The 25,637-nt window shown below is 64.9% G+C and carries 24 protein-coding genes; 11 read left to right on the top strand and 13 right to left on the bottom strand.

Annotated elements, in window-relative coordinates; all coding sequences use genetic code 11:
- Positions 1-16: 16 nt before the first annotated feature.
- Entirely contained in the window at positions 17-979 is a 963-nt protein-coding gene (locus QHG62_RS06340) for a LysR substrate-binding domain-containing protein (protein WP_281150007.1), read from the top strand.
- Between the two features lie 19 nt (positions 980-998).
- On the opposite strand, the gene QHG62_RS06335 is transcribed toward QHG62_RS06340, so the two are convergent.
- From QHG62_RS06335 to QHG62_RS06320, 4 genes are all read right to left on the bottom strand, one after another.
- Positions 999-1,886 (bottom strand): DMT family transporter, encoded by an 888-nt coding sequence (locus QHG62_RS06335; RefSeq protein ID WP_281150006.1) that lies wholly within the window; start codon positions 1,884-1,886, stop codon positions 999-1,001.
- On the bottom strand, positions 1,883-2,449 hold the full coding sequence (gene pgsA, locus QHG62_RS06330; RefSeq protein WP_281150005.1) for a CDP-diacylglycerol--glycerol-3-phosphate 3-phosphatidyltransferase: 567 nt from the start codon (positions 2,447-2,449) through the stop codon (positions 1,883-1,885). Before pgsA ends, QHG62_RS06335 begins: the two co-directional genes overlap by 4 nt.
- Positions 2,450-2,504: 55 nt before the next feature.
- Positions 2,505-4,466 (bottom strand): excinuclease ABC subunit UvrC, encoded by a 1,962-nt coding sequence (uvrC, locus tag QHG62_RS06325; RefSeq protein WP_281150004.1) that lies wholly within the window; start codon positions 4,464-4,466, stop codon positions 2,505-2,507.
- Between the two features lie 77 nt (positions 4,467-4,543).
- Positions 4,544-5,989, bottom strand: coding sequence for a M20/M25/M40 family metallo-hydrolase (locus tag QHG62_RS06320; protein ID WP_281150003.1), 1,446 nt, complete (start codon positions 5,987-5,989; stop codon positions 4,544-4,546).
- A gap of 89 nt (positions 5,990-6,078) precedes the next feature.
- Here QHG62_RS06320 and earP point away from each other — a divergent pair, with 89 nt between their 5' ends.
- The 4 genes from earP (at position 6,079) to QHG62_RS06300 (ending at position 9,696) form a co-directional block, all read left to right on the top strand.
- Positions 6,079-7,176: an elongation factor P maturation arginine rhamnosyltransferase EarP gene (gene earP / locus QHG62_RS06315; protein WP_281150002.1), complete on the top strand. Its 1,098-nt coding sequence runs from the start codon at positions 6,079-6,081 to the stop codon at positions 7,174-7,176.
- A 176-nt stretch (positions 7,177-7,352) separates the two neighbouring features.
- Positions 7,353-7,907, top strand: coding sequence for an elongation factor P (gene efp / locus QHG62_RS06310; RefSeq protein ID WP_012746921.1), 555 nt, complete (start codon positions 7,353-7,355; stop codon positions 7,905-7,907).
- 84 nt (positions 7,908-7,991) lie between these two features.
- On the top strand, positions 7,992-8,771 hold the full coding sequence (locus QHG62_RS06305; RefSeq protein ID WP_281150001.1) for a crotonase/enoyl-CoA hydratase family protein: 780 nt from the start codon (positions 7,992-7,994) through the stop codon (positions 8,769-8,771).
- Positions 8,772-8,832: 61 nt separating this feature from the next.
- Positions 8,833-9,696, top strand: coding sequence for a TIGR00730 family Rossman fold protein (locus tag QHG62_RS06300; RefSeq protein ID WP_281150000.1), 864 nt, complete (start codon positions 8,833-8,835; stop codon positions 9,694-9,696).
- Between the two features lie 25 nt (positions 9,697-9,721).
- On the opposite strand, the gene QHG62_RS06295 is transcribed toward QHG62_RS06300, so the two are convergent.
- Genes QHG62_RS06295 through pncB form a run of 5 tightly spaced genes read right to left on the bottom strand, consistent with a single transcriptional unit; the run spans position 9,722 to position 15,955 of the window.
- On the bottom strand, positions 9,722-10,885 hold the full coding sequence (locus QHG62_RS06295) for an MFS transporter (RefSeq protein WP_281149999.1): 1,164 nt from the start codon (positions 10,883-10,885) through the stop codon (positions 9,722-9,724).
- Positions 10,882-12,237: a DNA recombination protein RmuC gene (locus QHG62_RS06290; protein ID WP_281149998.1), complete on the bottom strand. Its 1,356-nt coding sequence runs from the start codon at positions 12,235-12,237 to the stop codon at positions 10,882-10,884. The genes QHG62_RS06295 and QHG62_RS06290 overlap by 4 nt, the downstream gene beginning before the upstream one ends.
- 58 nt (positions 12,238-12,295) lie before the next feature.
- On the bottom strand, positions 12,296-13,282 hold the full coding sequence (locus QHG62_RS06285) for a 2-hydroxyacid dehydrogenase (protein WP_281149997.1): 987 nt from the start codon (positions 13,280-13,282) through the stop codon (positions 12,296-12,298).
- A 14-nt stretch (positions 13,283-13,296) separates the two neighbouring features.
- A complete protein-coding gene (locus QHG62_RS06280) occupies positions 13,297-14,709 on the bottom strand; it encodes a sodium:proton antiporter (RefSeq protein WP_281149996.1) in 1,413 nt (470 codons plus the stop codon).
- Positions 14,710-14,734: 25 nt separating this feature from the next.
- The gene (gene pncB / locus QHG62_RS06275) at positions 14,735-15,955 is read right to left on the bottom strand and encodes a nicotinate phosphoribosyltransferase (RefSeq protein WP_281149995.1); all 1,221 of its coding nucleotides are present in this window, start codon (positions 15,953-15,955) and stop codon (positions 14,735-14,737) included.
- Positions 15,956-16,130: 175 nt separating this feature from the next.
- Here pncB and QHG62_RS06270 point away from each other — a divergent pair, with 175 nt between their 5' ends.
- Complete coding sequence (locus tag QHG62_RS06270; RefSeq protein ID WP_157613120.1) at positions 16,131-16,364, top strand: CsbD family protein; 234 nt, start codon at positions 16,131-16,133, stop codon at positions 16,362-16,364.
- A 77-nt stretch (positions 16,365-16,441) separates the two neighbouring features.
- A complete protein-coding gene (locus QHG62_RS06265; protein ID WP_281149994.1) occupies positions 16,442-16,849 on the top strand; it encodes a hypothetical protein in 408 nt (135 codons plus the stop codon).
- 70 nt (positions 16,850-16,919) lie between these two features.
- Here QHG62_RS06265 and QHG62_RS06260 read toward each other — a convergent pair whose 3' ends face one another.
- Together QHG62_RS06260 and QHG62_RS06255 are read right to left on the bottom strand one after the other, a co-directional pair.
- Complete coding sequence (locus QHG62_RS06260) at positions 16,920-17,363, bottom strand: acyl-CoA thioesterase (RefSeq protein ID WP_281149993.1); 444 nt, start codon at positions 17,361-17,363, stop codon at positions 16,920-16,922.
- The gene (locus tag QHG62_RS06255) at positions 17,360-18,286 is read right to left on the bottom strand and encodes a histone deacetylase family protein (RefSeq protein ID WP_348638682.1); all 927 of its coding nucleotides are present in this window, start codon (positions 18,284-18,286) and stop codon (positions 17,360-17,362) included. Before QHG62_RS06255 ends, QHG62_RS06260 begins: the two co-directional genes overlap by 4 nt.
- Positions 18,287-18,467: 181 nt before the next feature.
- On the opposite strand from QHG62_RS06255, the gene QHG62_RS06250 reads away from it, so the two are divergent.
- Both QHG62_RS06250 and QHG62_RS06245 read left to right on the top strand, forming a co-directional pair.
- Complete coding sequence (locus tag QHG62_RS06250; protein WP_126747372.1) at positions 18,468-19,019, top strand: phasin family protein; 552 nt, start codon at positions 18,468-18,470, stop codon at positions 19,017-19,019.
- Positions 19,020-19,156: 137 nt separating this feature from the next.
- The gene (locus QHG62_RS06245) at positions 19,157-19,915 is read left to right on the top strand and encodes a 3-hydroxyacyl-CoA dehydrogenase (RefSeq protein ID WP_157613116.1); all 759 of its coding nucleotides are present in this window, start codon (positions 19,157-19,159) and stop codon (positions 19,913-19,915) included.
- Here the strand turns inward: QHG62_RS06245 and QHG62_RS06240 are convergent.
- Positions 19,863-20,804: a YihY/virulence factor BrkB family protein gene (locus QHG62_RS06240; RefSeq protein WP_281149991.1), complete on the bottom strand. Its 942-nt coding sequence runs from the start codon at positions 20,802-20,804 to the stop codon at positions 19,863-19,865. The two genes, QHG62_RS06245 and QHG62_RS06240, sit on opposite strands and share 53 nt — an antisense overlap.
- Positions 20,805-20,898: 94 nt before the next feature.
- Between QHG62_RS06240 and dnaG the strand changes: the two genes are divergently transcribed.
- Positions 20,899-22,881 carry a DNA primase gene (gene dnaG / locus QHG62_RS06235; protein ID WP_281149990.1) on the top strand — a complete coding sequence of 661 codons (1,983 nt, stop codon included), beginning with the start codon at positions 20,899-20,901 and terminating at the stop codon, positions 22,879-22,881.
- On the opposite strand, the gene QHG62_RS06230 is transcribed toward dnaG, so the two are convergent.
- Positions 22,818-23,390 (bottom strand): hypothetical protein, encoded by a 573-nt coding sequence (locus QHG62_RS06230; RefSeq protein WP_281151846.1) that lies wholly within the window; start codon positions 23,388-23,390, stop codon positions 22,818-22,820. The two genes, dnaG and QHG62_RS06230, sit on opposite strands and share 64 nt — an antisense overlap.
- Here QHG62_RS06230 and rpoD point away from each other — a divergent pair.
- On the top strand, positions 23,305-25,572 hold the full coding sequence (gene rpoD / locus QHG62_RS06225) for an RNA polymerase sigma factor RpoD (protein WP_281149989.1): 2,268 nt from the start codon (positions 23,305-23,307) through the stop codon (positions 25,570-25,572). The genes QHG62_RS06230 and rpoD overlap by 86 nt on opposite strands.
- Positions 25,573-25,637 lie beyond the last annotated feature (65 nt).

Below are 25,637 nucleotides of genomic sequence, written 5' to 3'. Positions count from 1 at the left end.
TATTTTCCAATCTGGCATGAATTCATTGTCGATGGACCGGGGCGATCTGGAGCTGGTGCTGGCCATTCGCGACCAAGGCAGCCTGGCGGGAGCATCCGCCACGCTGGACGTGGTGCCTTCGGTGGTGACCAAGCGGCTTGGTGCGCTCGAGGCTCGGCTGGGCCAGCGGCTGTTCGAACGCACCACGCGCCGGCTCAGCGTCACGGCCGAGGGCGAGGCTGTCTGTCTGCATGCCAGAGCGCTGCTCGAAGGTTTTGCGGCACTCGAAAGCGAACTCGGCGAACGGCAGAACGCATTGGTCGGCACGATACGTCTCGCCGCCACCTTCGGCTTCGGCCGGCGCTGGCTCGGCCCCGCGCTGGCCGCGTTCCAGGCGCGGCACCCCGGGCTGCAGATCGAACTGCTGCTGACCGAACGGCTCCCGGACCTCGGCGCCGAAGGCTACGACGGCGCGCTGTGGCTGTGGGCCGTGCAGCAGCGCCGTGCGGCCGACTGGGTAACGCGCCGCATCGCGCGCAACCAGCGCGTGCTTGCCGCCTCTCCTTCATATATAGAGCGGCGCGGCCTGCCGGCCACGGTCGACGCGCTGGGCACGCACGATTGCCTGGTGGCGCGCGAAAACGGCGAGGTAAACCAGCACCAGTTCGCACTCTGGACGCTGCGCCACGCGCGCGACGGCAGCACGGCGCGCGTGCGCGTTCAGGGGCCGCTGACAAGCAATTCCGGCGAGATGGTGCGCGACTGGTGCTTGGCCGGCCACGGAATCATGCTGCGCAGCCTGTGGGATATTGCACCGCAACTGGCGTCCGGCGAATTGGTGCGCGTGCTGCCCCACTACGCCATGCCCGATGCGGACATCCACTGGATTGCGCCCTGGCGTCCCAAGACGCCGCGACGCGTGCGGTTGCTGCTCGACCACCTGGCGGAACAGTTCCGCGGCGAGCCCTGGAAGCCGGGCAAGGCCGGTTCGGCGCGCTGATAGAAAGCGCGCCAAGAAGTCAGCGTTCGCTGCGCACTACCAAACCTACGCCGGCGGCGGTCAGCCCGATGCCCAGCAAGGTCACCAGGGTGATCGGCTCGCGGAACAGCAGCCAGGCCATCACCGCCGTACACGGCGGCACCAGGTAGAGCAGGCTCGTGACGGCGGTCGCCGTGCCGCGCTGGATCAACATGTAGAGCAGCGAGCTGCCGCCGAGCGAGAGCGCCAGCACCGACCACGCCATGGCGCCTGTCGAGTAGGCGTTCCATTCGATGGCCTGCGATTCCATTGCGGCAAAGGGCAGCGTCACAAGCAACGCCGCCGCCATCTGCACGGCGCTGGCGCTGCGAACGTCGCACGGCGCGACGAAGCGCTTCTGGTACAGCGTGCCCGCGGTGATCGAAAGCAGCGCCATGACGGCGAGCCCCATCGTCAATGCGCTGACTTCAGTGCCCTGCCCGAACTTGCGCGACACCACGAGCACCAGGCCCGCAAACCCCAGGACCAGCCCTGCCCATTGGCGCTGCGAAATTCGCCCGCCGGTGAACGAAAGCCAGATGGCGGTCAGCACGGGCTGCACGCCGACCATCAGCGCCACCAGCCCCGCGCCCATGCCCTCATGCACGGCCGCCCACACGCCGCCCAGGTAGCCCGCCTGCATCAGCACGCCGGTGGCCGCAAGGTGTCCCCACTGTGCACGCTCCTTGGGCCAGGCAACCCGCGCCAGCGCAACCCAGATGCAGAAGCACAGGAGAGACAGCGCATAGCGCACCGCCAAAAACTTGAGCGGCGGCGCATAGGGCATGCCGTAGCGCGCAACGATGAAGCCCGTGCTCCATATGAGCACGAAGACCGCCGGCATGGCCCGAAGCCACCCGGAGCCACGTGCCGTGGCCGCCACCGTCATTTGCTGTGGGCCCGAATCTCGGGAATGGCCTTTTGCAGGTAATAAACCATCGACCACACGGTGAGCACCGCCGAGATCCAGATCAGCCACTGGCCCCAGAGGCCCGTGTCGATGACATTGAACAGACGCCCGTCATAAAGCAGGAAGGGAATCGCGACCATCTGCACGGTGGTCTTGACCTTGCCGATCATGTGGACCGCCACACTCTTGCCGGCGCCGATTCGCGCCATCCATTCGCGCAGCGCCGAGATGGCGATCTCACGGCCGATGATGATCAGCGCCACGAACACATCGGCACGCTGCAGGTGCACCAGCACGAGCAGCGCGGCGCACACCAGGAACTTGTCCGCCACGGGATCGAGGAAGGCACCGAAGGCCGAGGTCTGGTTGAGCTTGCGTGCCAGGTAGCCGTCGAGCCAGTCGGTGGCGGCAAAGACGATGAACATCACCGTGGCAATCAGGTTGCGCGTCGGCTCGGCCATCGGCAGGTAGAACACGCCAACAATCAATGGAATCGCGACGATGCGCGTCCAGGTCATGATGGTCGGGAGGGTCCAGAACATGCGGGCGATTGTGTCATGCACGCGTGACGGGCCGAAAGCCAAGGGGCAATCGGCGTCAGTGCAGTGCGCGATAGATTTCCTCGGCCAGGTCGGTGGCAATGCCTTCGACCGATGCAATGTCCTCGACGCTTGCGGCCGCCACGCCGCGGATTCCGCCAAAACGCTGCAGCAGGCGCGCGCGGCGCTTCGGTCCGATGCCGGGAATGTCTTCGAGCTGGCTGCCGCCCACGCGAACCTTCGCACGCTTGGCCCGCATGCCCGTGATGGCAAAGCGGTGCGCTTCGTCGCGGATCTGCGCAACCAGCATCAGCGCGGCGGAGTCCTTGCCCAGGTAGACCTTCTCGCGGCCGTCGGCAAACACCAGTTCCTCGAGCCCGACCTTGCGGCCCTCGCCTTTCTCGACCCCCACGATGAGCGACAGCGCCAGGCCCAGCTCGCTGAACACTTCGCGCGCCATCGACACCTGTCCCTTGCCGCCATCGACCAGCACCAGGTCGGGCATGCGCGCTGCCTTGGTCCTGGCGGGCGCGTCATTGCCGGCACCCGCGGCATCGCCCATGGGCGGCGCATCGGTCTCGGCCGCCATGGCCTCGGCGAGCTTGCCGTAGCGGCGATGCAGCACCTGGCGCATGGCGGCGTAGTCGTCGCCGGGCGTGATGCCCTCGATGTTGTAGCGGCGGTATTCGCGGTTCTGCATCGTGTGGTGCTCGAAAACCACGCAGGATGCCTGCGTGGCCTCGCCCGCGGTGTGCGAGATGTCGAAGCACTCGATGCGGAAATTGTCGAGATCGTCGGGCGCGAGTTCGAGCGCGTCGGCCAGCGCGCGGGTGCGCGCCTGCTGCGAACCTTCTTCCGCCAGGAGGCGTGCCAATTGCAGGCCCGCATTCGTCTCGGCCATTTCAAGCCAGTGGCGGCGCTGCTCGCGCGGCTGGAACACGGCCGTCACGCGCGAGCCGGCCTGCTGCGAAATGGCCTCGATCAGCTCGCGGCCCACCAGGTGGCTCAGCACCAGGGTGGCGGGCACGGGCACGTCGATGTAGTGCTGGGCAATGAAGGCCTCGAGCACCTGCACTTCGATCGAATCGGCCGGCGCGGGCACCACGCCCTCCTCCGCGTCGAGCTCGCCATGATGGATTTGCGCGGCGTCTTCCACATGCACGGGAAAGTAGGCGCGGTCGCCCAGGTGGCGGCCGCCGCGCACCATTGCCAAATTAACGCAGGCCTTGCCGCCCTGCACCTTCACGGCGAGGATGTCCACGTCCTTGTCGGAAGCAATTTCGATCGACTGCTGGTGCAGCACGCGCGAGATTGCGGACATCTGGTTGCGCAACTCGGCCGCCTGCTCGAATTCGAGCTTCTCGGCGTGTTCGGTCATGCGCGCCTCGAGCTTGGACAGCACGAGTTGCGTGTCGCCCATCAGAAAGGCTTCGGCGCTGGCCACATCCTGCGCATAAGCCTCGGGCGTGATGTAGCCCACGCACGGCCCGGTGCACCGCTTGATCTGGTACAGCAGGCAGGGTCGCGTGCGGTTGGCGTACACCGTGTCTTCGCAGGTGCGCAGCTTGAAAACTTTCTGCAGCAGCTGGATAGATTCCTTCACCGCCCAGGCGCTGGGGTACGGCCCGAAGTAGCGGTGCTTCTTGTCGACCGCGCCGCGGTAGTAGGCCAGCCGCGGAAACTCGTGCGACGCGATCTTGAGGTACGGATAGCTCTTGTCGTCGCGGAACAGGATGTTGTAGCGCGGCTTGAGCGTCTTGATGAGGTTGTTCTCGAGCAGCAGCGCCTCGGCCTCGGAGCGCACCACGGTGGTCTCCATGCGCGCGATCTTCGAGATCATGTGGCCGATGCGCGTGCCGCCATGGCTCTTCTGGAAGTAGTTGGCAACCCGCTTCTTCAGGTTGCGCGCCTTGCCCACATAGAGCACCGCGCCCGCGGCGTCGAAATAGCGGTACACGCCCGGCAGCTGCGGCAACGCCGCAACTTCGCTGAGCAATTGATCGGAATGCACGTCTGACATGGCGGCTATTGTGGCGCGCTGAAGAAAGCTGAAACGCGGCGACCAGCTCGGCCGCCGCGTTTCCTTATGACCCGGAGCTACTTGGCGAGTTCGCTCACCAGCCGGTACAGGAACTCGCGGCCGTCATACAGCCGCTGGATCTCGATGCGCTCGTCCAGGCCGTGGGCGCGCGCGTCCGCCGGGTCGAGGAACATGCCCGTCACACCGTACATCGGAATGCCGGCGTTGCGCATGAAGCGGCTGTCGGTGGCACCCGTGCTCATTGCCGGCACCACGGGCACGCCTGGCCACATGGCCTGCGTCACCGATTCGACAGTCTTCACAAGATCGCCGTTCAGCGGAGAGGCCGGGCTGCGCAGCGGCTTGCCGACATTGCGTACCACGATCTTGTCGTTGCCGATGGCCTGGGTCAGCAGGCGCTCGATTTCCTCGGGGTCGTCGTGCGGCAGGATGCGGCAATTGACCGTGGCCTTGGCCGACTGCGGCAGCGCATTTTCGGCATGCCCCGCCTGCACCATGGTTGCCACGCAGGTGGTGCGCAGTTGCGCGTTGTAGGCCGGGTTCGCCGAAAGCCGCTCGATCACCGCGGCATCGGGGTTGCCGCCGCCGATGGCGCGCATGTCGTCGGCCAGCTGGCCGGTGGCAAACGGCGCGCTGCGTGCGAAATAGGTCTTCGTGACATCGGCCAGCTTGACCGGGAACGCGTAGTTGCCCAGCCGCTCCAGGCCCGCCGACAGCGCATAGATCGGGTTGCTCTTTGTCGGCACCGAGCTGTGGCCGCCCACGTCGCGCGCTTCGAGCATGTAGGTGGTGTACATCTTCTCGGCCACCTGCATGCGGTGCAGGTTGGGCTTGCCGCCGCGCAGCTCGCCGCCGCCGCCTTCATTGATGCCGAATTCCGCCTGCAGCAGTTCGGGTTTGTTGTTGATGAGCCAGAAGGCGCCGTTGCTGAGCGCATCGCCGCGCTCCTCGTCCGCCGTCAGCGCCAGGATGATGTCGCGGCTGGGCTTGAATCCTTCCTGTTTGAGCTGCCCCAGCACCGACACCAGCGCCGCGGCCATGGCCTTGTCGTCGATGGAACCGCGCGCCGTGAAATAGCCGCCGGTTTCCTGCAGCTTGAAGGGGTCGCTCTTCCAGTCTTCGCGCTTGGCCTCGACCACGTCGATATGGGCCAGCAACAGCAACGGCTTCTTGCTGCCGTTGCCCTTGAAGCGCAGCACCAGGTTGCCCTTCTTGGGGAACGGCTCGAAGATCTGGATGTCGCCCGGCGCAAAACCCGCCTCGACCAGACGCTTTTCCATGGCACGGGCCGCCAGCGTGTTGTCGCCCACCGAATGGCTGGTGTTGATCTCGATCAACTCCTTGTATATGCCATGAAACCGCTGCTGTTGCGGCGTGAGCGACGGCGTGGTCTGCGCCGAGGCACCCACCATGCCGCCCAAGGCCAAGGAAAGGGCGAGCACGGTTCTCGCCGTGCGAAGGCAACCAGGGAACAACGGCGAACGGCGGGTCTTCATGCGCATGGTTTCTCGCTCCGGGATGTTGTGGTGCCGGCCAGCATACCAAGCAGCCACCACTGCGCCGGCCTGCCGAAGACAGGCACACTGGCGCCATGCAATGGGACATCTTCTGCAAGGTCATCGACAACCACGGCGACCTGGGTGTGTGCTGGCGGCTGGCCAGCCAGCTGGCAGCGCTCGATGAGCGGGTGCGGCTGTGGATCGACGACGCCACCGCCCTGCACTGGATGGCGCCCGCCGGCTGCGAGGGCGTGAGCGTGGTCGATTGGCTCGACCCCGCGGCCATCCGGCAGGCTGCCGCGGCCCCGCCGCCCGACGTGCTGATCGAAGCCTTCGGCTGCGAGCCGGCGCCCGAGCTGATCGCCCGCTTCGCCGAGCCGCCGGCCGCTGGGGCGCCGGACCGTGCATGGATCAATCTCGAATACCTGTCGGCGGAGCCCTATGTGGAACGGCTGCACGGGCTGCCCTCGCCGGTGTTCAGGGGACCTGGTGCGGGGCTGACCAAGCGCTTTTTCTATCCCGGCTTCACGCCGCCCACCGGGGGACTGCTGCGGGAGCCCGGGCTCCTGGAACGGCGGGCGCATTTCGACCGCGGGCAATGGCTGGCGGCGCAGGAAATCCCCTGGCGCGAAGGCGAGCGGCTCATGTCGCTCTTCTGCTACGAACCTCCGGCGCTGGCAAGCCTGCTCGAGCAACTGGCAGCAGGTTCCCAGCCGACGCGGCTCCTCGTGACTTCAGGCCGCGCCGCGCATGCGGTCAGGGCATTCTTTTCCGGCCGGGAACGGCCGGAGCACGGGCTTTCCGGGTGGGGGGCGCTATCAATTTCATATCTGCCGTACCTGACCCAGCCGGATTTCGACCATCTTCTGTGGGCCTGCGACCTGAACTTCGTGCGAGGCGAAGACTCGCTGGTGCGCGCCCTCTGGGCCGGCGCCCCCCTCGTGTGGCAAATCTACCCGCAGGACGACGACGCGCACCACGTCAAGCTCGGCGCCTGGCTCGACTGGCTGGGCGCGCCACCGTCACTGCGGCAGTTTCACCACGCCTGGAACGGCTTTGGCGCTGGCCCCCTGCCCCCTCTGGAAACGCTGGGCCCGTGGCGTGAAACGGTGCAGGCCGCCCGCGAAAAGCTGTGCGCGCAAGAGGACTTGGTCACGCAACTGCGGCATCTGGCCGCCGGAAAAAGCTAAAATAGCGGGCTTTGCGGATTTCGGCCCGGATTACACAGATCCGAGATGCTGTCCGCCAAACCTGCCGCGGGACATGTACCGCGGGGCCAAGAACGCCGGCAAGACGTTGCACTGCAACATTGCAAACGTCGCCCATGGCCCCGTGCACCGAGCGGCCAACATCCAGAGAACCTGATATGAAAATCGCTCAAGAAATCCGCGCCGGCAACGTCATCATGCACGGCAAGGACCCGATGGTCGTCCTCAAGACCGAATACAGCCGCGGCGGCCGCAACTCCGCCACCGTGCGCATGAAGCTCAAGAGCCTGATCGCCAACTTCAACACCGAAGTGGTCTTCAAGGCCGACGACAAGATCGACCAGATCGTGCTCGACAAGAAGGAGTGCACCTACTCCTACTTTGCCGACCCGATGTACGTCTGCATGGACACCGAGTACAACCAGTACGAAGTCGAAGCCGAGAACATGGGCGACGCCCTCAACTACCTCGAAGACGGCATGCCGGTCGAAGTGGTGTTCTACGACGGCAAGGCCATTTCGGTCGAACTGCCCACCAGCGTCGAGCGCGAAATCACCTGGACCGAGCCGGCCGTCAAGGGCGACACCTCGGGCAAGGTGCTCAAGCCCGCCAAGATCGCAACCGGCTTCGAAGTGCCGGTTCCGCTCTTCGTCTCGCAAGGCGACAAGATCGAAATCGACACCCGCACCGGCGAATACCGCAAGCGCGTCTAAGCGCTTCCTGGCTGGCTCAACCGCCATCCCGACAAAGGCTCCGAAAGGAGCCTTTTTTCGTCGATGGGCGTACCCTTTGCCCTCATGAATACGTCCGCCAGCGTTCGTACCGAAATCGATGGGCCGATCAGCACCATCGTCATGAGCCGCCCGAAGCAGCGCAACGCGGTCGACCGGCCCATGGCCGACGCGCTGCGCGCCGCCTTCGAACGTTTCGAGGCCGATCAAAGCCAACGGGTGGCCGTGCTGTGGGGCGAGCACGGCACCTTCTGCGCGGGCGCCGACCTGGGCGCGGTCAGCGACCCGGCCCGGCGCAATGAGCTCGACCCCGAGGGTGGCGGCTCCGCGCCCATGGGGCCGACTCGCATGGCTTTGAACAAGCCACTGATTGCCGCCATCAGCGGCCATGCGGTGGCCGGCGGGCTCGAACTGGCACTGCTGGCCGACCTTCGGGTGGCCGAAGAAGATGCGGTGCTGGGTGTGTTGTGCCGCCGCTGGGGCGTGCCGCTGATCGACGGCGGCACCGTGCGGCTGCCGCGCATCGTCGGCATGGGCCGCGCGCTCGACCTGATCCTGACCGGACGGCCGGTGCGCGCCCAGGAGGCCTTTGCAATGGGGTTGGTGAACCGGGTGGTGCCCGGCAGCAAGGCCCGCGAAACCGCCGAAGCCCTTGCATACGAGATCGCCGCCTTTCCGCAGCAATGCATGCTGGCGGACCGCCATTCCGCCTACGCGCAGTGGGACCTGCCGTTGGCCGAGGCACTCCGGCAAGAAGGACGCCTGGGCGTTCCGATCGTCGCGGCCGAAGGCGCGGCCGGCGCCGAGCGCTTTGTTCAGGGCGCGGGGCGGCACGGCACTTTCTGAACCGGCGGGCACGCGGGTTGCAAGGCTGCACAATGCACCCGTCTTCCTGTCTGATTCCTTCATGAACAACACGCACGACCTTCACGACAAACGCCTCGCCGATGCCTGGGCCACGCTCAAGACGCATTCGGAAAAAGGCCTTCCGCTCGACCCCGATCCCTCGCGCATCGCCTTCGCCGACCCCGAGTTCCTGCTGCGCCGCGAAACCCGCGGCATCCGCATGCAGCTCGAACTGATGAAGCCTGACCTGGAGCAGCGCGCCCATGGCATCGAAAACACCGTGGTGGTGTTCGGCAGCGCCCGCTTTCGCAGCGAAGAAGAAGCCGCCGCGCTGGTCGCGCAGGCCGAAGCCAACGGCGATGCCGTGGCGGCCGAGCGCTGGCGCCGCCTGGCGCGCAGCTCGCACTACTACGAGAAGGCGCGTGCTTTCGGCAAGCTGGTTGCGCAATACAGCGACGGCAAAGAGCCCGAAGACAAGCTGTTCGTCTGCACCGGCGGCGGCCCCGGCATCATGCAGGCGGCCAACCGCGGCGCACACGAAGGCGGCGGCATTTCGGTCGGCCTTGCAATCGCGCTGCCGATGGAAGAAGAAGCCAACCCGTACGTCACGCCGGCGCTGAGCTTCAAGTTCCACTACTTCGCCATCCGCAAGATGCACTTCATGATGCGTGCGAAGGCGCTGGTGGCTTTTCCGGGCGGCTTTGGCACGCTCGACGAGCTGTTCGAAGTGATCACGCTGGTGCAGACCAGGAAGTCGAAGCCGGTGCCGATCGTGCTGTTCGGCTCGGCCTACTGGAAGAAGCTGATCGATTTCGACTTTCTGGTCGAGGAGGGCGTGATCTCGCCCACGGACGTGAAGCTCTTCGAATATGTCGACGCGCCCGAAGACGCGTGGGACGCAATCAAGCGTTTCTACAAGCTGTAGCCATTGCAGGGTACGCCGGGCGCCGTCAGACTTTCAAGCCCCACGTGGCGCGGGCGCCCAGCACGACAACGCCGCCCACCACCCAGAAGACGCCGGCAATGCCGATCAGCGCACCGATCGATCCGAACAGCATCGGCATGGCCACGCTCGAGGCATTGATGGTCATGAGCCGCAGGCCCAGCGCCTCGCCGTGACGCTCGTGCGGCGTGATCTGGTGCAGCATGCTCATCACCATCGGCTGCACAGCTCCCAACGCAAACCCCAGCACCACGGAACACAGGCCCATGGTCAGGGCCGAATCGAGCAGCGGGTAGACCGCGAACACCGCCGCCGTGACAAGGGTCGAACTCAGGATCACGCTGCGTTCTGACGCACGCGAGGCGATGAGGGGCAGCACGACGCGGATGACGGCGGCCGCAATGGCAAAGGCGCCAAGAATGGAGCCGATGACCGATGCGCTGATGCCCCGGTCGTGCCCCAGCACGGGCAGCACGAAGGCATGCACGTCCCAACTCGACGACTGCAGCCAGTTCACGAACAGCAGGCGCCGGAACATCGGCTCGCGCAGCAGGTCCCAGGCGCGCGTGGGCGTTGCCCCCGCCGCGGGCGCAGTGCGCTGCGGCTCGTGCGCGCCGCGTGCAAGCAGCCAGCACACCATGGGCAGCACGGCCATTGCAGCAAAGCAGACCCGAAACGCCAGCATGTCCGCAGGTGCCCGGCCGGCATGGTCGATGAGCAAGCCGGCGAGGAACGGGCCGACAAAATTGGCGACCGCGGGCGCAATCGCGAGCCAGCTGAACACGCGCTTGAGCTGGGTGGCGTTGGTGGCCGAACGGCCCACGTGACGCTGCAGCGCAATGACCGTCGCGCCGGTGGCGCCGCCCGTCAGCAACGCGGCAAGGCACATCACCGGAAAAATCGGAAAGACCACTGCAAGCCCCGCACCGGCGGAAGCCGCCAGCACCGAAAGCCACAACGGCCGCTTGAAGCCGTGCCGGTCGGCAAAGCGCCCTGCGGGCAACGCAAGAAATACCTGAGTCAGGGCGAACAGCGCAATCAGCAAGCCGACAGCCGCGGCGCTGTACCCCTGCTGGAGCGCCAGGAGCGGCGTTGCGAGCCGCATGCCGGCCATGGTGGCGTGCAGGCACACCTGGGCCCCGATCACGCGCAGCAGTTCAGAACCTTTCACGGAATGTCGTCGCCCTCGGTGTCGGCTGTGGGGGGCAGCAGCACCTGAGACTGGGCCTCGGGCAGTGCCTCTACCTTGCGGAGGGCGAGGCGCATCTGCTTGGCGCGCGTGTCGGCCTTGTCGAGCGTGTCGGAGGCCTTGGCCACCTGCTCCTTGATGCGCGATACCCATTCACCATAGCGCTCGAACTCGGTCTTGACCGCGCCTAGAACCTTCCACACTTCCGAAGCCTGCTGCTCCAGCGCCAACGTGCGAAAGCCCATGTGCAAGCTGTTGAGCATGGCAAGCAAAGTGGTCGGGCCGGCCAGCGTCACCCGGTGCTGCCGCTGGATGGCATCCATCAGCCCCGGGCGGCGAAGCACCTCGGCGTAGAGGCTTTCGACCGGCAGGAACAGGATGGCGAAATCGGTGGTGTGCGGCGCGGCGAGGTAGTTCTCCGCAATCGAGCGCGCCTCGCTGCGGATTCGCGCCTCGAGCGCCTTGGCCGCAAGCTCGGCACCGGCCGCGTCGGCGCGCTCGTGCGCATCGATGAGGCGCTCGTAGTCGTCGCGCGGAAACTTGGCGTCGATCGGCAGCCACACCGGAGCACCATCATCGCCGCGGCCCGGAAAGCGGATGGCAAAGTCCACCCGCTGGCCGCTGCGCGGCTTGGTCTCGATCTGCTTGGCGTACTGGTCCGGGGTAAGCACCTGCTCGAGCAGCGCCTCGAGCTGTACTTCGCCGAACACGCCGCGCGTCTTCACGTTGGTCAGCACGCGCTGCAGGCTGCCGACACCGACGGCCAGCGTCTGCATTTCGCCAAGGCCCTTGTGCACCTGCTCCAGCCGGTCGGCCACCTGCTTGAAGCTTTCTCCCAGCCGCGCCTCGAGCGTGCTCTGCAGCTTCTCGTCGACTGTCTTGCGCATTTCGTCGAGCTTGGCGGTGTTGGAATGCTGCAGCTGGGCCAGTTGCGCTTCCATGGTTTCGCGCACCTCTGCAAGGCGGCGCGCGTTCGATTCGCTCAGCCCCTGCAACTGCGTGTTGAGCGTGTCGGCCAGGCTCTTCTGCAAGGATGCGAGCTGCAGCGAAAAAGCATCGAGCTGCGCGTTTTGCGTGCGCGTGGCTTCGGCGCCCTGCTGCACCAGTGCCTGCTGAAAGGTGGCAAAGGCTTGCGCGGTTTCCTGCCGCGCGCCGCGCGAGCTCTCGCCGATCTCGTGGCGCAGCTCACGCTCGGTGCGCTCGTTGGCCGCCCCCATGGTGGCCAGCACGGCGAGCATTTCACTGTGGTCGGGCTTTGGCTGCCGGCGCGCGAGCAGCCAGATCACCAGCACGAGCTGCACCAGGGCGAATGCAGCCAATAGGAGAAGAATCAAGTCGGTGGATTGCAAAATCGAACGCTGCGTTGCCTTGCTGTAATGCTTGCTGTATTGGTTACTTGCCGGCGGCAGGAACGGGCGTGACTGGCGTCAGAGGCCCTTTGCCGCTGAACCAGGCGATGAGGTTGTCGGCTGCAAGCTCGGCCATGGCGCGGCGCGTGGGCACGGTCGCGCTCGCAATGTGCGGCGTGAGCACCACGTTGGGCACGGTCAGCAGGTCGGCGTGAACCTTGGGCTCGCCTTCGAACACATCGAGCCCCGCCGCCGCAATGCGCTTTTCGCGCAGCGCCACCGCCAGCGCCGCATCGTCGACGATGCCGCCCCGCGCAATGTTCACCAGCGTGGCGGTCGGCTTCATCAACGCAATTTCGGCAGCGCCGATGGTGTGGTGCGATGCCGGCGAATACGGCACCACCAGCACCACGTGGTCGGCCGTCTTGAGCAGATCTTCCTTGCTCACGTAGCTGGCCTTGCACTCCGCCTCAAGGGAGGCGTCCAGACGCGAGCGGTTGTGATAGACCACCTTCATGCCAAAGCCGTGCGCACCGCGCTTGGCAATGCCCTGCCCGATGCGGCCCATGCCGATGATGCCCAGCGTCGAGCCATGGATGTCGGAGCCGGCGAACATGTCGAAGCTCCACTTCTGCCACTTGCCCGCGCGCAGGAAGTGTTCGCTTTCAGTGATGCGGCGCGCCGTGGCCATCAGCAGCGCAAAGCCGAAGTCGGCCGTGGTTTCGGTGAGCACGTCGGGCGCGTTGGTGCCCAGCACGCCGTGCGCGGCCATCGCGTCGACATCGAAGTTGTTGTAGCCCACGGCCATGTTGGCGCAGATTTTCAGGTCGGGGCAGGCGTCGAGCACGGCGGCGTCGATGCGCTCGCTGCCGGTGGTGAAGGCGCCCTCTTTGCCTTTGAGCCTGGCGATCAGCTGTTCCTTGCTCCAGCTCTCGTCGGACTGGTTCGACTCGACCTCGAAATGCTGCGAGAGGCGTTCGATGGTTTCGGGAAAGATCGCGCGTGCGACCAGGATCTTGGGCTTGCTCATGATGATGTCTGCGCCTAGCGGAAGAAGATGAAGGTGGAGAGAACGAACAGCGGGATCAGCACGGCCACCGACCATGCCATGTAGCCGAAGAAGCTGGGCATGCGCACGCCGCGGCTCTCGGCAATGGCCTTGACCATGAGGTTGGGCGCATTGCCGATGTAGCTGTTGGCGCCCATGAACACGGAGCCGGCCGAAATGGCGGCCAGCGTGGTGGCGTAGGTGGTCATGAGCGCGGCCGGGTCGCCGCCTGCGGTGTTGAAGAACACCAGGTAGGTCGGCGCATTGTCGAGAAACGAGCTCAGGATGCCCGAGGCCCAGAAATACATCGCCGGGTCGGGCTGCCCGTCCGGCCTTGTCACCGCCGCTATCACTGCCGCAAAGGGGCCGTGCGAGCCGGCCTTGAGCATGGCGATCACCGGGATGATGGTCAGGAAAATGCCTGCAAACAGCTTGGCAACCTCGGCCATCGGACCCCATTCGAACTGGTTGTCGGCATGTACCTTGGCCGAGGTCGTCTTGAACGACAGCAGCGTGATGGCGATGAGGCCGATGTCGCGCACGAGCCCCGGCAGGCCGACCTGCGTGCCGAACACGTCGAAGCTCACGGACGATTTCCAGACACCCGAGAGCAGCACGAAGAAGATGATGCCGCCCAGCAGCCAGAAATTGGCCGCACCGTCGAAACCGATACGCGGGGTGTCCGGTGTGGGGTCGACCGGAAGCACGCCTTCCTTCTGGTAGTGATGGCGGTCGATCAAGTAGAAGAGCGCGAGCAACGTGCCGACGAGAAACAGTGTTTCGGGAAAGATGTTTTTCGCCGTCCAGAAGAAGTCGACGCCCTTCAGGAAGCCGAGGAACAGCGGCGGGTCGCCCAGCGGCGTGAGCGAGCCGCCTGCGTTCGACACGATGAAAATGAAGAACACCACCACGTGCGCCTTGCTCACGCGGTTGTCGTTGGCGCGAATCAGGGGCCGGATGAGGAGCATCGAGGCGCCCGTGGTTCCCATGAAGCTCGCAAGCACCGCACCAATGGCAAGAATGGCCGTGTTGAGCCCCGGCGCCCCGTGCAGATTGCCGCGGATATGGATGCCGCCTGCCACCGTGAACAGTGCGGTGAGCAGGATGATGAAGGGAATGTATTCCTCCACCAGGGCATGCACCAGTTGCCCCCCAGCCAGCGGTGCGCCATGAATGGCTGCAAATGGCAGCAGGAAGGCCAGCGCCCAGGCGGCAGATACCTTGCCGTAGTGGTGGTGCCAGAACGAAGGCGCGAGCAGCGGCATCAGCGCAATCGACAGGAGAATGCCCGCAAACGGAACGCCCCAAAGGGCAGACAGCTTGCTGCCATCGAGCTCGGCAGCCATGGCAAGCGCGGGAAACATCATCGGCAGCACTGCGGCTGCCGCGAGGCGAACTGTTTTTTTCATGGGGCCGTACCGTACCAGACGGGGGTCAGGCCGGCGGCTGCTCGATCTCGAACACCTGGCGCAGGTAGGCCAGGTATTTTTCGTCCTCGCACATGTTCTTGGAAGGCGTGTCCGACAGCTTGGCCACGGGCTGGCCGTTGCAATTGATCATCTTGATGACGATCTGCAGCGGCTCGTAGCCGAGGTCGTTGGTGAGGTTGGTTCCAATACCGAACGCCAGCTGGCAGCGGCCGCGGAACTGCTGGTAGAGCTCGATGGTGCGCGGCACGGTGAGGCTGTCGCTGAAGATCAGCGTCTTGGTGAGTGGGTCGACACGGTTGGCCGCATAGTGCGCCAGCATGCGCTCGCCCCACTGGAAGGGGTCTCCGCTGTCGTGGCGCGCGCCATCGAAGAGCTTGCAGAAGTACAGGTCGAAGTCGCGCAAGAAGGCACTCATGCCGTAGACGTCCGACAGCGCAATGCCCAGGTCGCCGCGGTACTCGCGGGCCCAGTTCTCAAAGCCGAAGATCTGGCTGTCGCGCAGCCGCGGCCCGAGCCCCTGGCAGGCCTGCAGGTATTCGTGGGCCATGGTGCCGAGCGGAATCAGGCCGAGCTTCATGGCGTAGAGCACGTTGCTGGTACCCGCAAGCTGTGGCAACCGGGCGGCGGGCTTGGCCTGCACCGGCGGCGAGGTCACGGCGCCGAGCCTTGCGTTCAGCGTGCGCAAGACCTCTTCATGCCAGTCCTTCGAAAAGCGGCGGCGGGTGCCGTAGTCGGCAATCTTGAGGTCGGCAAGGCCGGCATCCTGCAGCTGCCCGATCTTGGTTTCGAGGCGCCTTCGGCCTTCGTCCAGATCGGGCTTCTTCTGCGTGTTGCGAAAGTAGACCTCGTTCACGATCGCAAGCACCGGAATCTCGAACAGGATGGTGTGCAGCCACGGGCCCTTGATGCGGATTTCAAGCTCGCCCGAAGGCTGCGGCGTGATGCTGATGTATTTCTCGTTGAGCCGGAACAGGCCCAGGAAGTCGACGAAGTCGCTCTTGATGAAACGCATCGACCGCAGGTAGGCCAGTTCGGCGTCCCGGAACTGCAGCGAGCAGAGGCTTCGTACCTCTTCCCTGATTTGCCCGGCGAACTGCGCCAGGTCGACACCCGGGTTGCGGCACTTGAACCGGTATTCGACTTGTGCGCCCGGAAAGTGATGCAGGACGACCTGCATCATGGTGAACTTGTAGAGGTCGGTGTCGAGCAGGCTGTGAATGATCATGGTGCGGCGCGCGTTGTCCCAAGCTTTTCGGCGTGCGTTCGATTATCACGGGCAGCGTCGGCTTGTGCCTACGGGGCCTGCACTGCACGTCCTACCGCAAGGGTGAATCGGTCCCGCGACATTGTGTCCACGGCGGCCAACGAGCCCGCCGAATCAACCGTACAAGGAGATTCGCATGAACAAGGACACCATCGAAGGCAACTGGAAACAGCTCAAGGGCAAGGTCAAGGAGCAATGGGGCAAGCTGACCGACGATGACTTCGACGTCATTGCCGGCAAGCGCGATCAACTGCTTGGCCGTATCCAGGAGCGCCACGGCATCAGCCGCGATGAGGCCGAAAAGCAGGTCAAGGAGTGGGAGTCGCGCGACGGCCGCACGCCGGACACCCTCTGGTACGAAAAGTACTGACACCTGCGGTCGCCTGAAGGCTGCCCCGCACCCTGCTTCCCTTTCAACTTCTCAACTGCAAAAGAAAGAACACCAAAATGAAAAAACATCTGCTCATGCTCGCACTCGCCTCGACCTGTTTCATGGCCACGCACGCCAGCGCGATGACCAAGGACGAATACAAGGCTGCCAAGGACAAGATCGAAGCCGACTACAAGTCCGCCAAGGCCCAGTGCGACGCGATGAAGGACAACGCGAAGGACGTTTGCCAGAAGGAAGCCAAGGGCACCGAAAACGTGGCCAAGGCCGAACTCGAGCAGCAGTACAAGCCAAGCGACGCGCATGCACGCAAGGTTGCTGAAGAAAAGGTGAAGGCCAAGTACGAAGTCGCCAAGGAAAAGTGCGACGACCAGACGGGCGACGCCAAGTCTGCATGCGAGAAGCAGGCAAAGGCCGACGAAGCTCAGGGCAAGGCCGACATCAAGGCCATGAAGAAGACGATGTAAGACCGCTGCGGTCCTGACGGGCCGCATGGCTTAAAAAAAGCGGCGCCCTCGGGCGCCGCTTTTCATGAGGTCAGGCTTTCAAGGAGTCGACGACGCGCTGCAGCGCATCAGGCAACGGTACCGGCCGCTGCGTCGCGCGGTCGACATACACATGCACGAAGTGGCCCTGCGCTGCCGCCGTGTCCGAGCCCTCCGCAAAGAGCGCAATCTCATAGCGCACGCTCGACCGACCCGCCTGGGCCACGCGGATGCCGGCTTCCACCGTTTGCGGAAACGCGATCGGCGCGAAGTAGTTGCATTGCGTCTCGACCACGAAGCCGATGGTCTGGCCCTGGTGGATGTCGAGCGCGCCGCGCTCGATCAGCAGCGCATTCACCGCCGTGTCGAACCAGCTGTAGTAGACGACGTTGTTGACATGGCCGTACATGTCGTTGTCGGCCCAGCGCGTCGGGATGCTGCGAAACGCGCGGTAGCCGCTACGGGAATTCGGCGTGGGTTTGGTGACGGAGCTCATCGCGCGGCATTTTGCCAGCGGCGCCAGTAATCGAAAGCCACCCTGAACGTGCCCAACTGCACCTGCACGGTCTCGGCGATGTCGGTCGCGTAACCACCGGCCATTGCAAAAGCCAGCGGAACGCGGCGCTGCCAGGCCCAGTCGAACACCCGCCGGTCTCGCGCCTCCAGGCCGTCGAAGCTCAGCTTGAGCCGGCCGAGCCGATCGCGCTCGAAGGGATCGGCGCCCGCCAGGTAGATCACCAGCCCGGGGGAGAAGCGCCGGTCGAGTTCGTCGAGCGCATGCTCCAGTGCGGTCAGGTAGTCGGCATCGCCGCAGCCGTCGGGCAGCTCGACATCCAGGTCGCTCGCCTCCTTGCGGAACGGAAAGTTCTTCTGCCCGTGCATGGAGAGCGTGAAAACGCTCGGGTCGTTGCGAAAGATGCTTGCCGTGCCGTTGCCCTGGTGCACGTCGAGATCGATGACGGCGACCTTGAGCTGCCGGCCGCTGCGGCCATGCTCCGCCTGCATGAGCCGGGCGGCCACCGCAGCGTCGTTGAAGACGCAAAAGCCGCCGCCCTTGTCTGCGTAGGCGTGGTGCGTGCCGCCCGCCATGTTGGCCGCCACTCCGCCCGAGAATGCCGCGCGGCAGGCGGCGATGGTTGCCCCGGTAGATCGGCGCGAGCGCTCGACCATCGCCTCGCTCCAGGGAAAGCCGATCTCCCGCATGGCCTGCGGGCTCACGGTTCCGTCGCTGATGGCCGCAATCCACTGCGGGGTGTGGGCCAGCGCCAGTTCGCCATCGGTGGCACGCGGCGCCTGGTCCATTTCCACCTTTGGCAGGTGCTCCAGCAACCGGTCGCGCAGCAGCGCGTAGCGGGACATCGGAAAGCGGTGGCCAGGCGGAAGGGGCAAGACGAACTGGCCGGAATAGAAGGCACGCATGGGCTGCATTCTGGGGCGCGGGCCGAATTTAGAAAGCGCGTTCTAAATTGCTGCAAAGCAGCAAAAACCCCTTGATCGCAAAGCTGTGCTGCCTATACTTGAGGCCATGCTGCACCGCAACATAGACGACGAGGGGCAGCGCAACGTGAACACCGACCACCATCCTTTCTGGAGATCCCACATGGCCCTGACCGCTGACCAAATCCTCGCCGCCCAAAAAGCAAACCTCGAAACCCTGTTCGGCCTGACCACCAAGGCTTTCGAAGGCGTCGAGAAGCTCGTCGAACTGAACGTGACCGCTTCCAAGGCTGCCCTGGCCGAAGCCGCCGGCACCGCCCAAGCCGCCCTGAATGTCAAGGACGCGCAAGAACTGCTGACGCTGCAAGCCAGCCTGTTCCAGCCCCTGGCCGAAAAGACCGCCGCCTACAGCCGTCACCTGTATGACATCGCCCAAGGCACCGGCGCCGAGTTCACCAAGGCTTTCGAAGCCAAGGCTGCTGAAGCCCAGCAAACCTTTGTCGGCCTGGTCGACAGCGCTTCCAAGAATGCACCCGCCGGCTCGGAAACGGCCGTTGCCGTGCTGAAGAGCGCCGTGGCTGCCGCCAACAACGCTTTCGAATCGGTCCAGAAGGCCGTCAAGCAAGCGTCGGACGTTGCCGAAGCCAACTTCAACGCCGTGTCGTCGCAAGCCGTCGCCGCCGCGAAGACCGCGACCACCGCCCGCAAGCGCTAAGCCGCCGGCCGACCGCCACCAGTTGTCTCCTTGGGTCCTCACGGATCCAATTCAGGGCCTCATCTTCGGATGAGGCCTTTTTTTTTGGCCGGCCAAGCCCTCTTCGATAATGCAGGTCTTATTTCAGGAGACTCTCAATGCAGATCGACGGCAAGGTTTTTATCGTCACAGGTGGCGCTTCGGGCCTCGGCGAAGGCACGGCGCGCATGCTGGCCGCCAATGGCGGCAAGGTGGTCATTGCCGACATGCAGGCTGAAAAAGGCGAAGCCGTCGCAAAGGACATCGGCGGGGTATTCGTGAAATGCGACGTGAGCCAGGAAGCCGACGGCCAGGCGGCGGTTGCCGCGGCGCAAAAGCTCGGCAAGCTCGTCGGCCTGGTCAACTGCGCGGGCATTGCGCCGGCCGAGAAGACGGTGGGCAAGAACGGCGCGCACGCGCTGGCCGTGTTCAGCAAGACCGTCACCGTCAACCTGATCGGCAGCTTCAACATGATTCGCCTCGCGGCCGAGGCCATGAGCAAGAACGAGCCCGAAGCCACTGGCGAACGCGGCGTGCTGATCTCGACCGCCTCGGTCGCGGCCTACGACGGGCAGATGGGCCAGGCGGCCTACAGCGCCTCGAAGGGCGGCGTGGTCGGCATGACGCTGCCCATTGCGCGCGACCTGGCCCGCAACGGCATTCGCAACATGACCATTGCCCCCGGCATCTTCGGCACGCCCATGCTCTTCGGCATGCCGCAAGAGGTGCAGGACGCGCTGGCCGCAAGCGTGCCCTTCCCTTCCCGCCTGGGCACGCCGGAAGACTACGCCAAGCTTGCCAAGCACATCATCGAGAACGACATGCTCAACGGCGAGGTGATTCGTCTCGACGGAGCGATTCGACTTCCGCCCCGGTAAGCGGCGGCACCGCCGTGCTGCCGGTACGGTCCAGGCGCTCGTATTGGGCGATGACCTGGGCCCCCAGCAGCACCAGCGTGGCGGCAATCTCCAGGCTCAGCAGCACCACGATGGCCGTGGTGAGCGAGCCGTAGACCACGTTGACCTGCGAGAGCGTCGAGAAGTACCAGATCAGCACGTGCCGCGTGGCCTCCCACAGGAGCGCGGCCGTCACGCCGCCCAGCAGCGCGTGGCGCAGCGACATGCGGCCGGCCGGCATCACCAGGTAGAGCGAAGTCAGCATGAAGATTTCGCCGCCCAGCCCAAGCAGGTAGAGCAGCAGCCCCGACACGCCCGAGAGCGACCAGTTGCGCCCGAACAGGTCGACGCTCTCCTGCCCCACCAGTTGAAGCGCGCCCGAAACCAGCGTGACCAGCAGCAGTCCCACGCACAGGCACAGGATGTAGATGTAGGGCATGACGGCCGACACCAGGAAGTGGCGCTTGTGGTCCGCCTTGCGGTGATGAAAGATCACCGCCATGGCGCTTTCGAGAATGCTGAAGGCGAGCGAGCTGAAGAAGATCATCGTGACCAGCAGCACCGGCCCCATCACGTCCCGGTGGTCGAGAAAGTTCGACAGCTCACCGACAATCGCCTTGGACTGCCCGGGCAGCAGCCACTCGAGATACCGGCCGATGGTGCGCAGCAACTCGGCCTGTTCGATCACATGCGACATCGCGATCACGCTCACGATGAGCAGCGGCACGATGGAAAGCAGCGCGTAATACGCCACCGCACCCGCAAGCAGCAGGCCCTGGTTCGCGCGAAACGCCTTGAGCGCGTCCCATACGAACCGGAGGGGGTGGCGCAGCAGCGGCGCGACGTGGTGCAATGGCTTGGGCGTCTTCATGCGTGGAATCCGGGGCGTTCTTCCGGTGCGGGCAGTATGCCGCCCGGGCGCGGGCGTTCTGCCGCTTGCGTATGATTTGCCGCTCTTCGCCTACATGACCATCCCCGCTTCTTTCATCCAGGAACTCATCGCGCGTGCCGACGTGGTGGAGATCGTCGGGCGCTATGTGCAGCTGAAGAAGGCCGGCGCCAACTTCATGGGGCTGTGCCCGTTCCACGGCGAGAAATCGCCCTCCTTCTCGGTCAGCCCCACCAAGCAGTTCTATCACTGCTTCGGGTGCGGGGTGCACGGCAACGCCATCGGCTTTCTCATGGAGCATGCGGGCATGGGCTTTGTCGAGGCGGTGCACGACCTGGCCGGCCAATACGGCCTGCAGGTGCCCGAGGACGACGCCTCACCCGCCGAACGTGCCCGCGCCGCAAACCAGCGCCAGAAGCAGGCCACCCTGAGCGACGTGCTCGAAAAGGCCGGCGAGGCCTATCGCAAGGCGTTGCGGCAGGCGCCTGGCGCCATCGAATACCTGAAGGGGCGCGGCGTCTCGGGCGAAGTGGCCAAGCAATTCGGCATCGGCTACGCGCCGGCCGGCTGGCGCGCCCTTGCCAGCGTGTTTCCGGACTACGACGACCCGCTGCTCGCCGAGAGCGGCCTGGTCATCGTCAACACCGAGGACGGCGCCGAGGACGCCAAGCGCTACGACCGCTTCCGCGACCGCGTGATGTTTCCCATCCGCAACGTCAAGGGCGAATGCATCGGCTTCGGCGGGCGGGTGCTCGGCGACGAGAAGCCCAAATACCTGAACTCCCCCGAAACGCCGGTCTTCAGCAAGGGCCGGGAGCTCTACGGCCTGTACGAGGCGCGTGCCGCCTTCCGCGAGCGCGGCTATGCGCTGGTGACCGAGGGCTACATGGACGTGGTCGCCCTGGCCCAGCTCGGTTTTCCGAACGCGGTGGCCACGCTGGGCACGGCCTGCACCACGGAGCATGTGCAAAAGCTCTTCCGGTTCACAGAATCGGTGGTGTTCAGCTTCGACGGCGATGCGGCCGGCCGGCGTGCCGCGCGCAAGGCGCTCGACGGCGCCCTGCCCTATGCCACCGACGTGCGCAGCATCAAGTTCCTGTTTCTGCCGGCCGAGCACGACCCCGACAGCTTCATCCGCGAATTCGGCGCCGACGCGTTCGCGCGCTTCGTGCAAGAGGCCACGCCGCTCTCGCGCTTCATGATCGAGGCGGCGCGCGAGGGCTGCGACCTCACCACTGCCGAAGGCCGCGCCCACATGAGCAGCAATGCAAGGCCGCTCTGGAGCGCCATGCCGGACGGTGCGCTCAAGCGGCAGATGCTGAGCGAGATCGCCACGCTGGTGCAGCTGGACGCCAATGCACTGTCGGAGCTCTGGGCCGCCACGCCGGGCCCACGCAAGGCGGCTGCGGCACCCGCGCCGCGCCACTCCGGCGAGCCCGGTGATCCGTTCGACTACGCCGACATGCCGCCCCCGGCCGAGTACGAGCCGCCCCGCTACGAAAGCGATAGCGGCAGCAAGCCCCGCGGCAAATTCACCAAGGGCAAGCGCTGGGGCGGCAAGTTCGAGGCCCCCATCGAGCCCCTGCGCGGCCGCGGCAAGCCGCCAAGCCGGCCGGACGTAGCGGTGCGGCTGCTGCTGTCGAACATGGCGCAGTGGGAAGCGCTGTCGCATGAACTCCACGTGATGCTGTGCGACCTGCCGGGCCAGCACGGCGCGCTTTTTACCTGGCTCGACAGCCAGCTGCATGAGCACGGCGTGCAGCCCTGGGCGGCGCTGCGCGAAGGCATGCGCGGGCTCGACTTCGAGCCCCTGGCGGAGCGGCTCATGAGCGTGTCCGAAGCGGCGCCGGTGCCCGAGGGTGAAGAAGACCAGCACTTGGCCGATGCGGTCAAGGAGCTTTCGAGCGTGCTCGATTTCATGCTCGACGACCGCCTGAAAGCCCAGCAGAGCGATGCCATTGCGGCCGTGGGCAAAGACCCGAAGGCCCTGGAGCGCTACAAGGCCCTGGAGGCGCGAAGGCTCGAATTGCGCAACCGGCTGAAACCCTCCGGTGCATAAAGTGCTTGAAATTTGCGCAATAGGCTATAATGTAAGGCTTCGCAACTGGCGAAATTAGGCAAGAGCGACAGCAGCACCTCCGGGCCGACCCCTAGCGCAACGCACTCCAACGGAAAACATCCGTCGGAAAGGGTCAATAACCGCAAGGACTGCACACCAAATGTTCGCCCGACATCTTGCCTGACGAGGAATTTCTTCCTCTTTCCCATTTGTCCTGTCCGTGCCTGTGCGCGGGCTTTGTGTCTCGTCCGTGCCTGTGCACGGGCTGTGGCGGCGCTGCCCATGTGGCGGTGCGCCTGTGATTTCGCTTGGTCCATCTTGCTGTAACGAGGTCGTATGCCCAGTTCAAAGAAGCCTGCTCCTTCACTCGCCAAAGGCGTCGCCCCAAAGTCTGTCGCAGAAAAACCGTTGAAAGCTGGCGTTATGCCGGCAACTAAGTCGGGTGCCGCCGCGTCCAAATCGGCAGCCGCAACGAAAGTGAAAACCGTGCCCACGAAATCGACCTCCATCGACGATCCGAAAAAAGCCGCCGCCAAGACGGTTGCCGCCGCCCCTGCCGCCAAGAAAGTCGGCCGCCCGCCCAAGGCCGCCGGCGCTGCCGCGCCCGCCACCGGTGCCAAGCGCGGCCGCAAGCCCAAGGCCGGAAATGACGCGCCCGAGAGCGACATCGACCTGTCGGATATCGAAGAGGATCTGGTCGGCGACGAACCGGCAACCGCGACGACGACCGAAGAAAAGGTCAAGCCGCTGCGCATGAAGATCAGCAAGGCGAAGGAACGCGCCTTGATGAAGGAATTCGGCCTCGACGAGACCGTGCTCTCCGAGGAAGACCTGGCCAAGCGCCGCTCGCGCCTGAAGACCCTCATTACGCTGGGCAAGACCCGCGGCTACCTCACGCACGGCGAAATCTCCGACCACCTGCCCGACAAGCTGGTCGACGCCGAGACCATGGAAGTCGTGGTCACCATGCTCAACGACATGGGCGTGGCGGTGTACGAGCAAACGCCCGACGCCGAAACCCTGCTGCTGAACAACACCGCGCCCACCGCCACCACGGTGGAAGAAGCCGAAGAAGAAGCCGAAGCCGCGCTCTCCACGGTGGACAGCGAATTCGGCCGCACCACCGACCCCGTGCGCATGTACATGCGCGAAATGGGCACGGTCGAGCTCTTGACGCGCGAAGGCGAAATCGAAATCGCCAAGCGCATCGAAGGCGGCCTGATGGCCATGATGGAAGCCATTTCGGCCTCCCCCGCCACCATCGCCGAAATCCTGCGCCTAGCCGCCGACATCCGTGAAGGCAAGGTCGTCATCTCCACCGTGGTGGACGGCTTCTCGAACCCCAACGAGGCCGACGACTACGTGGCCGAAGAAGACTTCGACGAGTTCGACGAGGAAGACGACGACGACGGCAAGGGCGGCTCCAAGGCCCTCACCAAGAAGCTCGAAGAACTCAAGCGCGACGCGCTCGAGCGTTTCGACCGCATTGCCGTCATGTTCGAGAAGGTCCACAAGATCTACGACAAGGAAGGCTACGGCACGCCGGCCTACCAGAAGGCCCAGCAGGCCCTGTCGGACGAGCTCATGACCATCCGCTTCACGGCCAAGACCATCGAGAAGCTGTGCGACCTGGTTCGCACGCAGGTGGACGACGTGCGCAAGAAGGAGCGCGAACTGCGCCGCATCATCGTGGACAAGTGCGGCTTTCCGCAGGACGAGTTCATTCGCGACTTCTCCGGCTACGACAAGAACGGCAACCGCGTGCCGTCGAACCTGCTCAACCTGAAGTGGGTCGAGAAGCAGGCTGCCTCCGGCAAGCCCTGGAGCGCCGTGCTCGCACGCAATATTCCGCCGGTGCAAGAGCTGCAGCAAAAGCTCGCCGACATCCAGTCGCGCGTGGTGGTGCCGCTCACCCAGCTGAAGGAAATCAACAAGCGCATGAACGAGGGCGAATCGTCCTCGCGCGACGCCAAGAAGGAAATGATCGAGGCCAACCTGCGCCTCGTGATCTCCATTGCCAAGAAGTACACCAACCGCGGCCTGCAGTTCCTCGACCTGATCCAGGAAGGCAACATCGGCCTGATGAAGGCGGTGGACAAGTTCGAATACCGCCGCGGCTACAAGTTCTCGACCTACGCCACGTGGTGGATCCGCCAGGCGATTACCCGGTCCATCGCGGATCAAGCTCGAACCATCCGCATTCCGGTGCACATGATCGAGACGATCAACAAGATGAACCGCATCTCGCGCCAGCATCTGCAGGAGTTCGGCTTCGAGCCGGACGCCAGCATCTTGGCCGCGAAGATGGAGATCCCGGAAGACAAGATCCGCAAGATCATGAAGATTGCGAAGGAGCCGATCTCGATGGAAACCCCCATCGGCGACGACGACGATTCGCACCTGGGCGACTTCATCGAGGACAGCAGCAACACGGCCCCCATCGAGGCCGCAATGCAGGCGGGCCTGCGCGACGTGGTCAAGGACATCCTGGACAGCCTCACGCCGCGCGAAGCCAAGGTGCTGCGCATGCGCTTCGGCATTGAAATGAGCACGGACCACACGCTGGAAGAAGTCGGCAAGCAGTTCGACGTAACCCGCGAGCGCATCCGCCAGATCGAAGCCAAGGCCCTGCGCAAGCTCAAGCATCCTTCGCGTTCGGACAAGCTGCGCAGCTTTATTGATACGCTCTAAGCCGGTCTCCCGGTATTTCTCTGACGAGGAGGCGCCCGCAAGGGCGCTTTCTTTTTTGGCCTTCG

This window comes from Variovorax paradoxus, assembly GCF_029919115.1.
In the GTDB taxonomy this organism is placed as follows: Bacteria; Pseudomonadota; Gammaproteobacteria; order Burkholderiales; family Burkholderiaceae_C; genus Variovorax; species Variovorax paradoxus_O.
The sequence above is the reverse complement of the archived record's forward strand: the minus strand, read 5'-3'. Positions and strand labels throughout refer to the sequence as shown.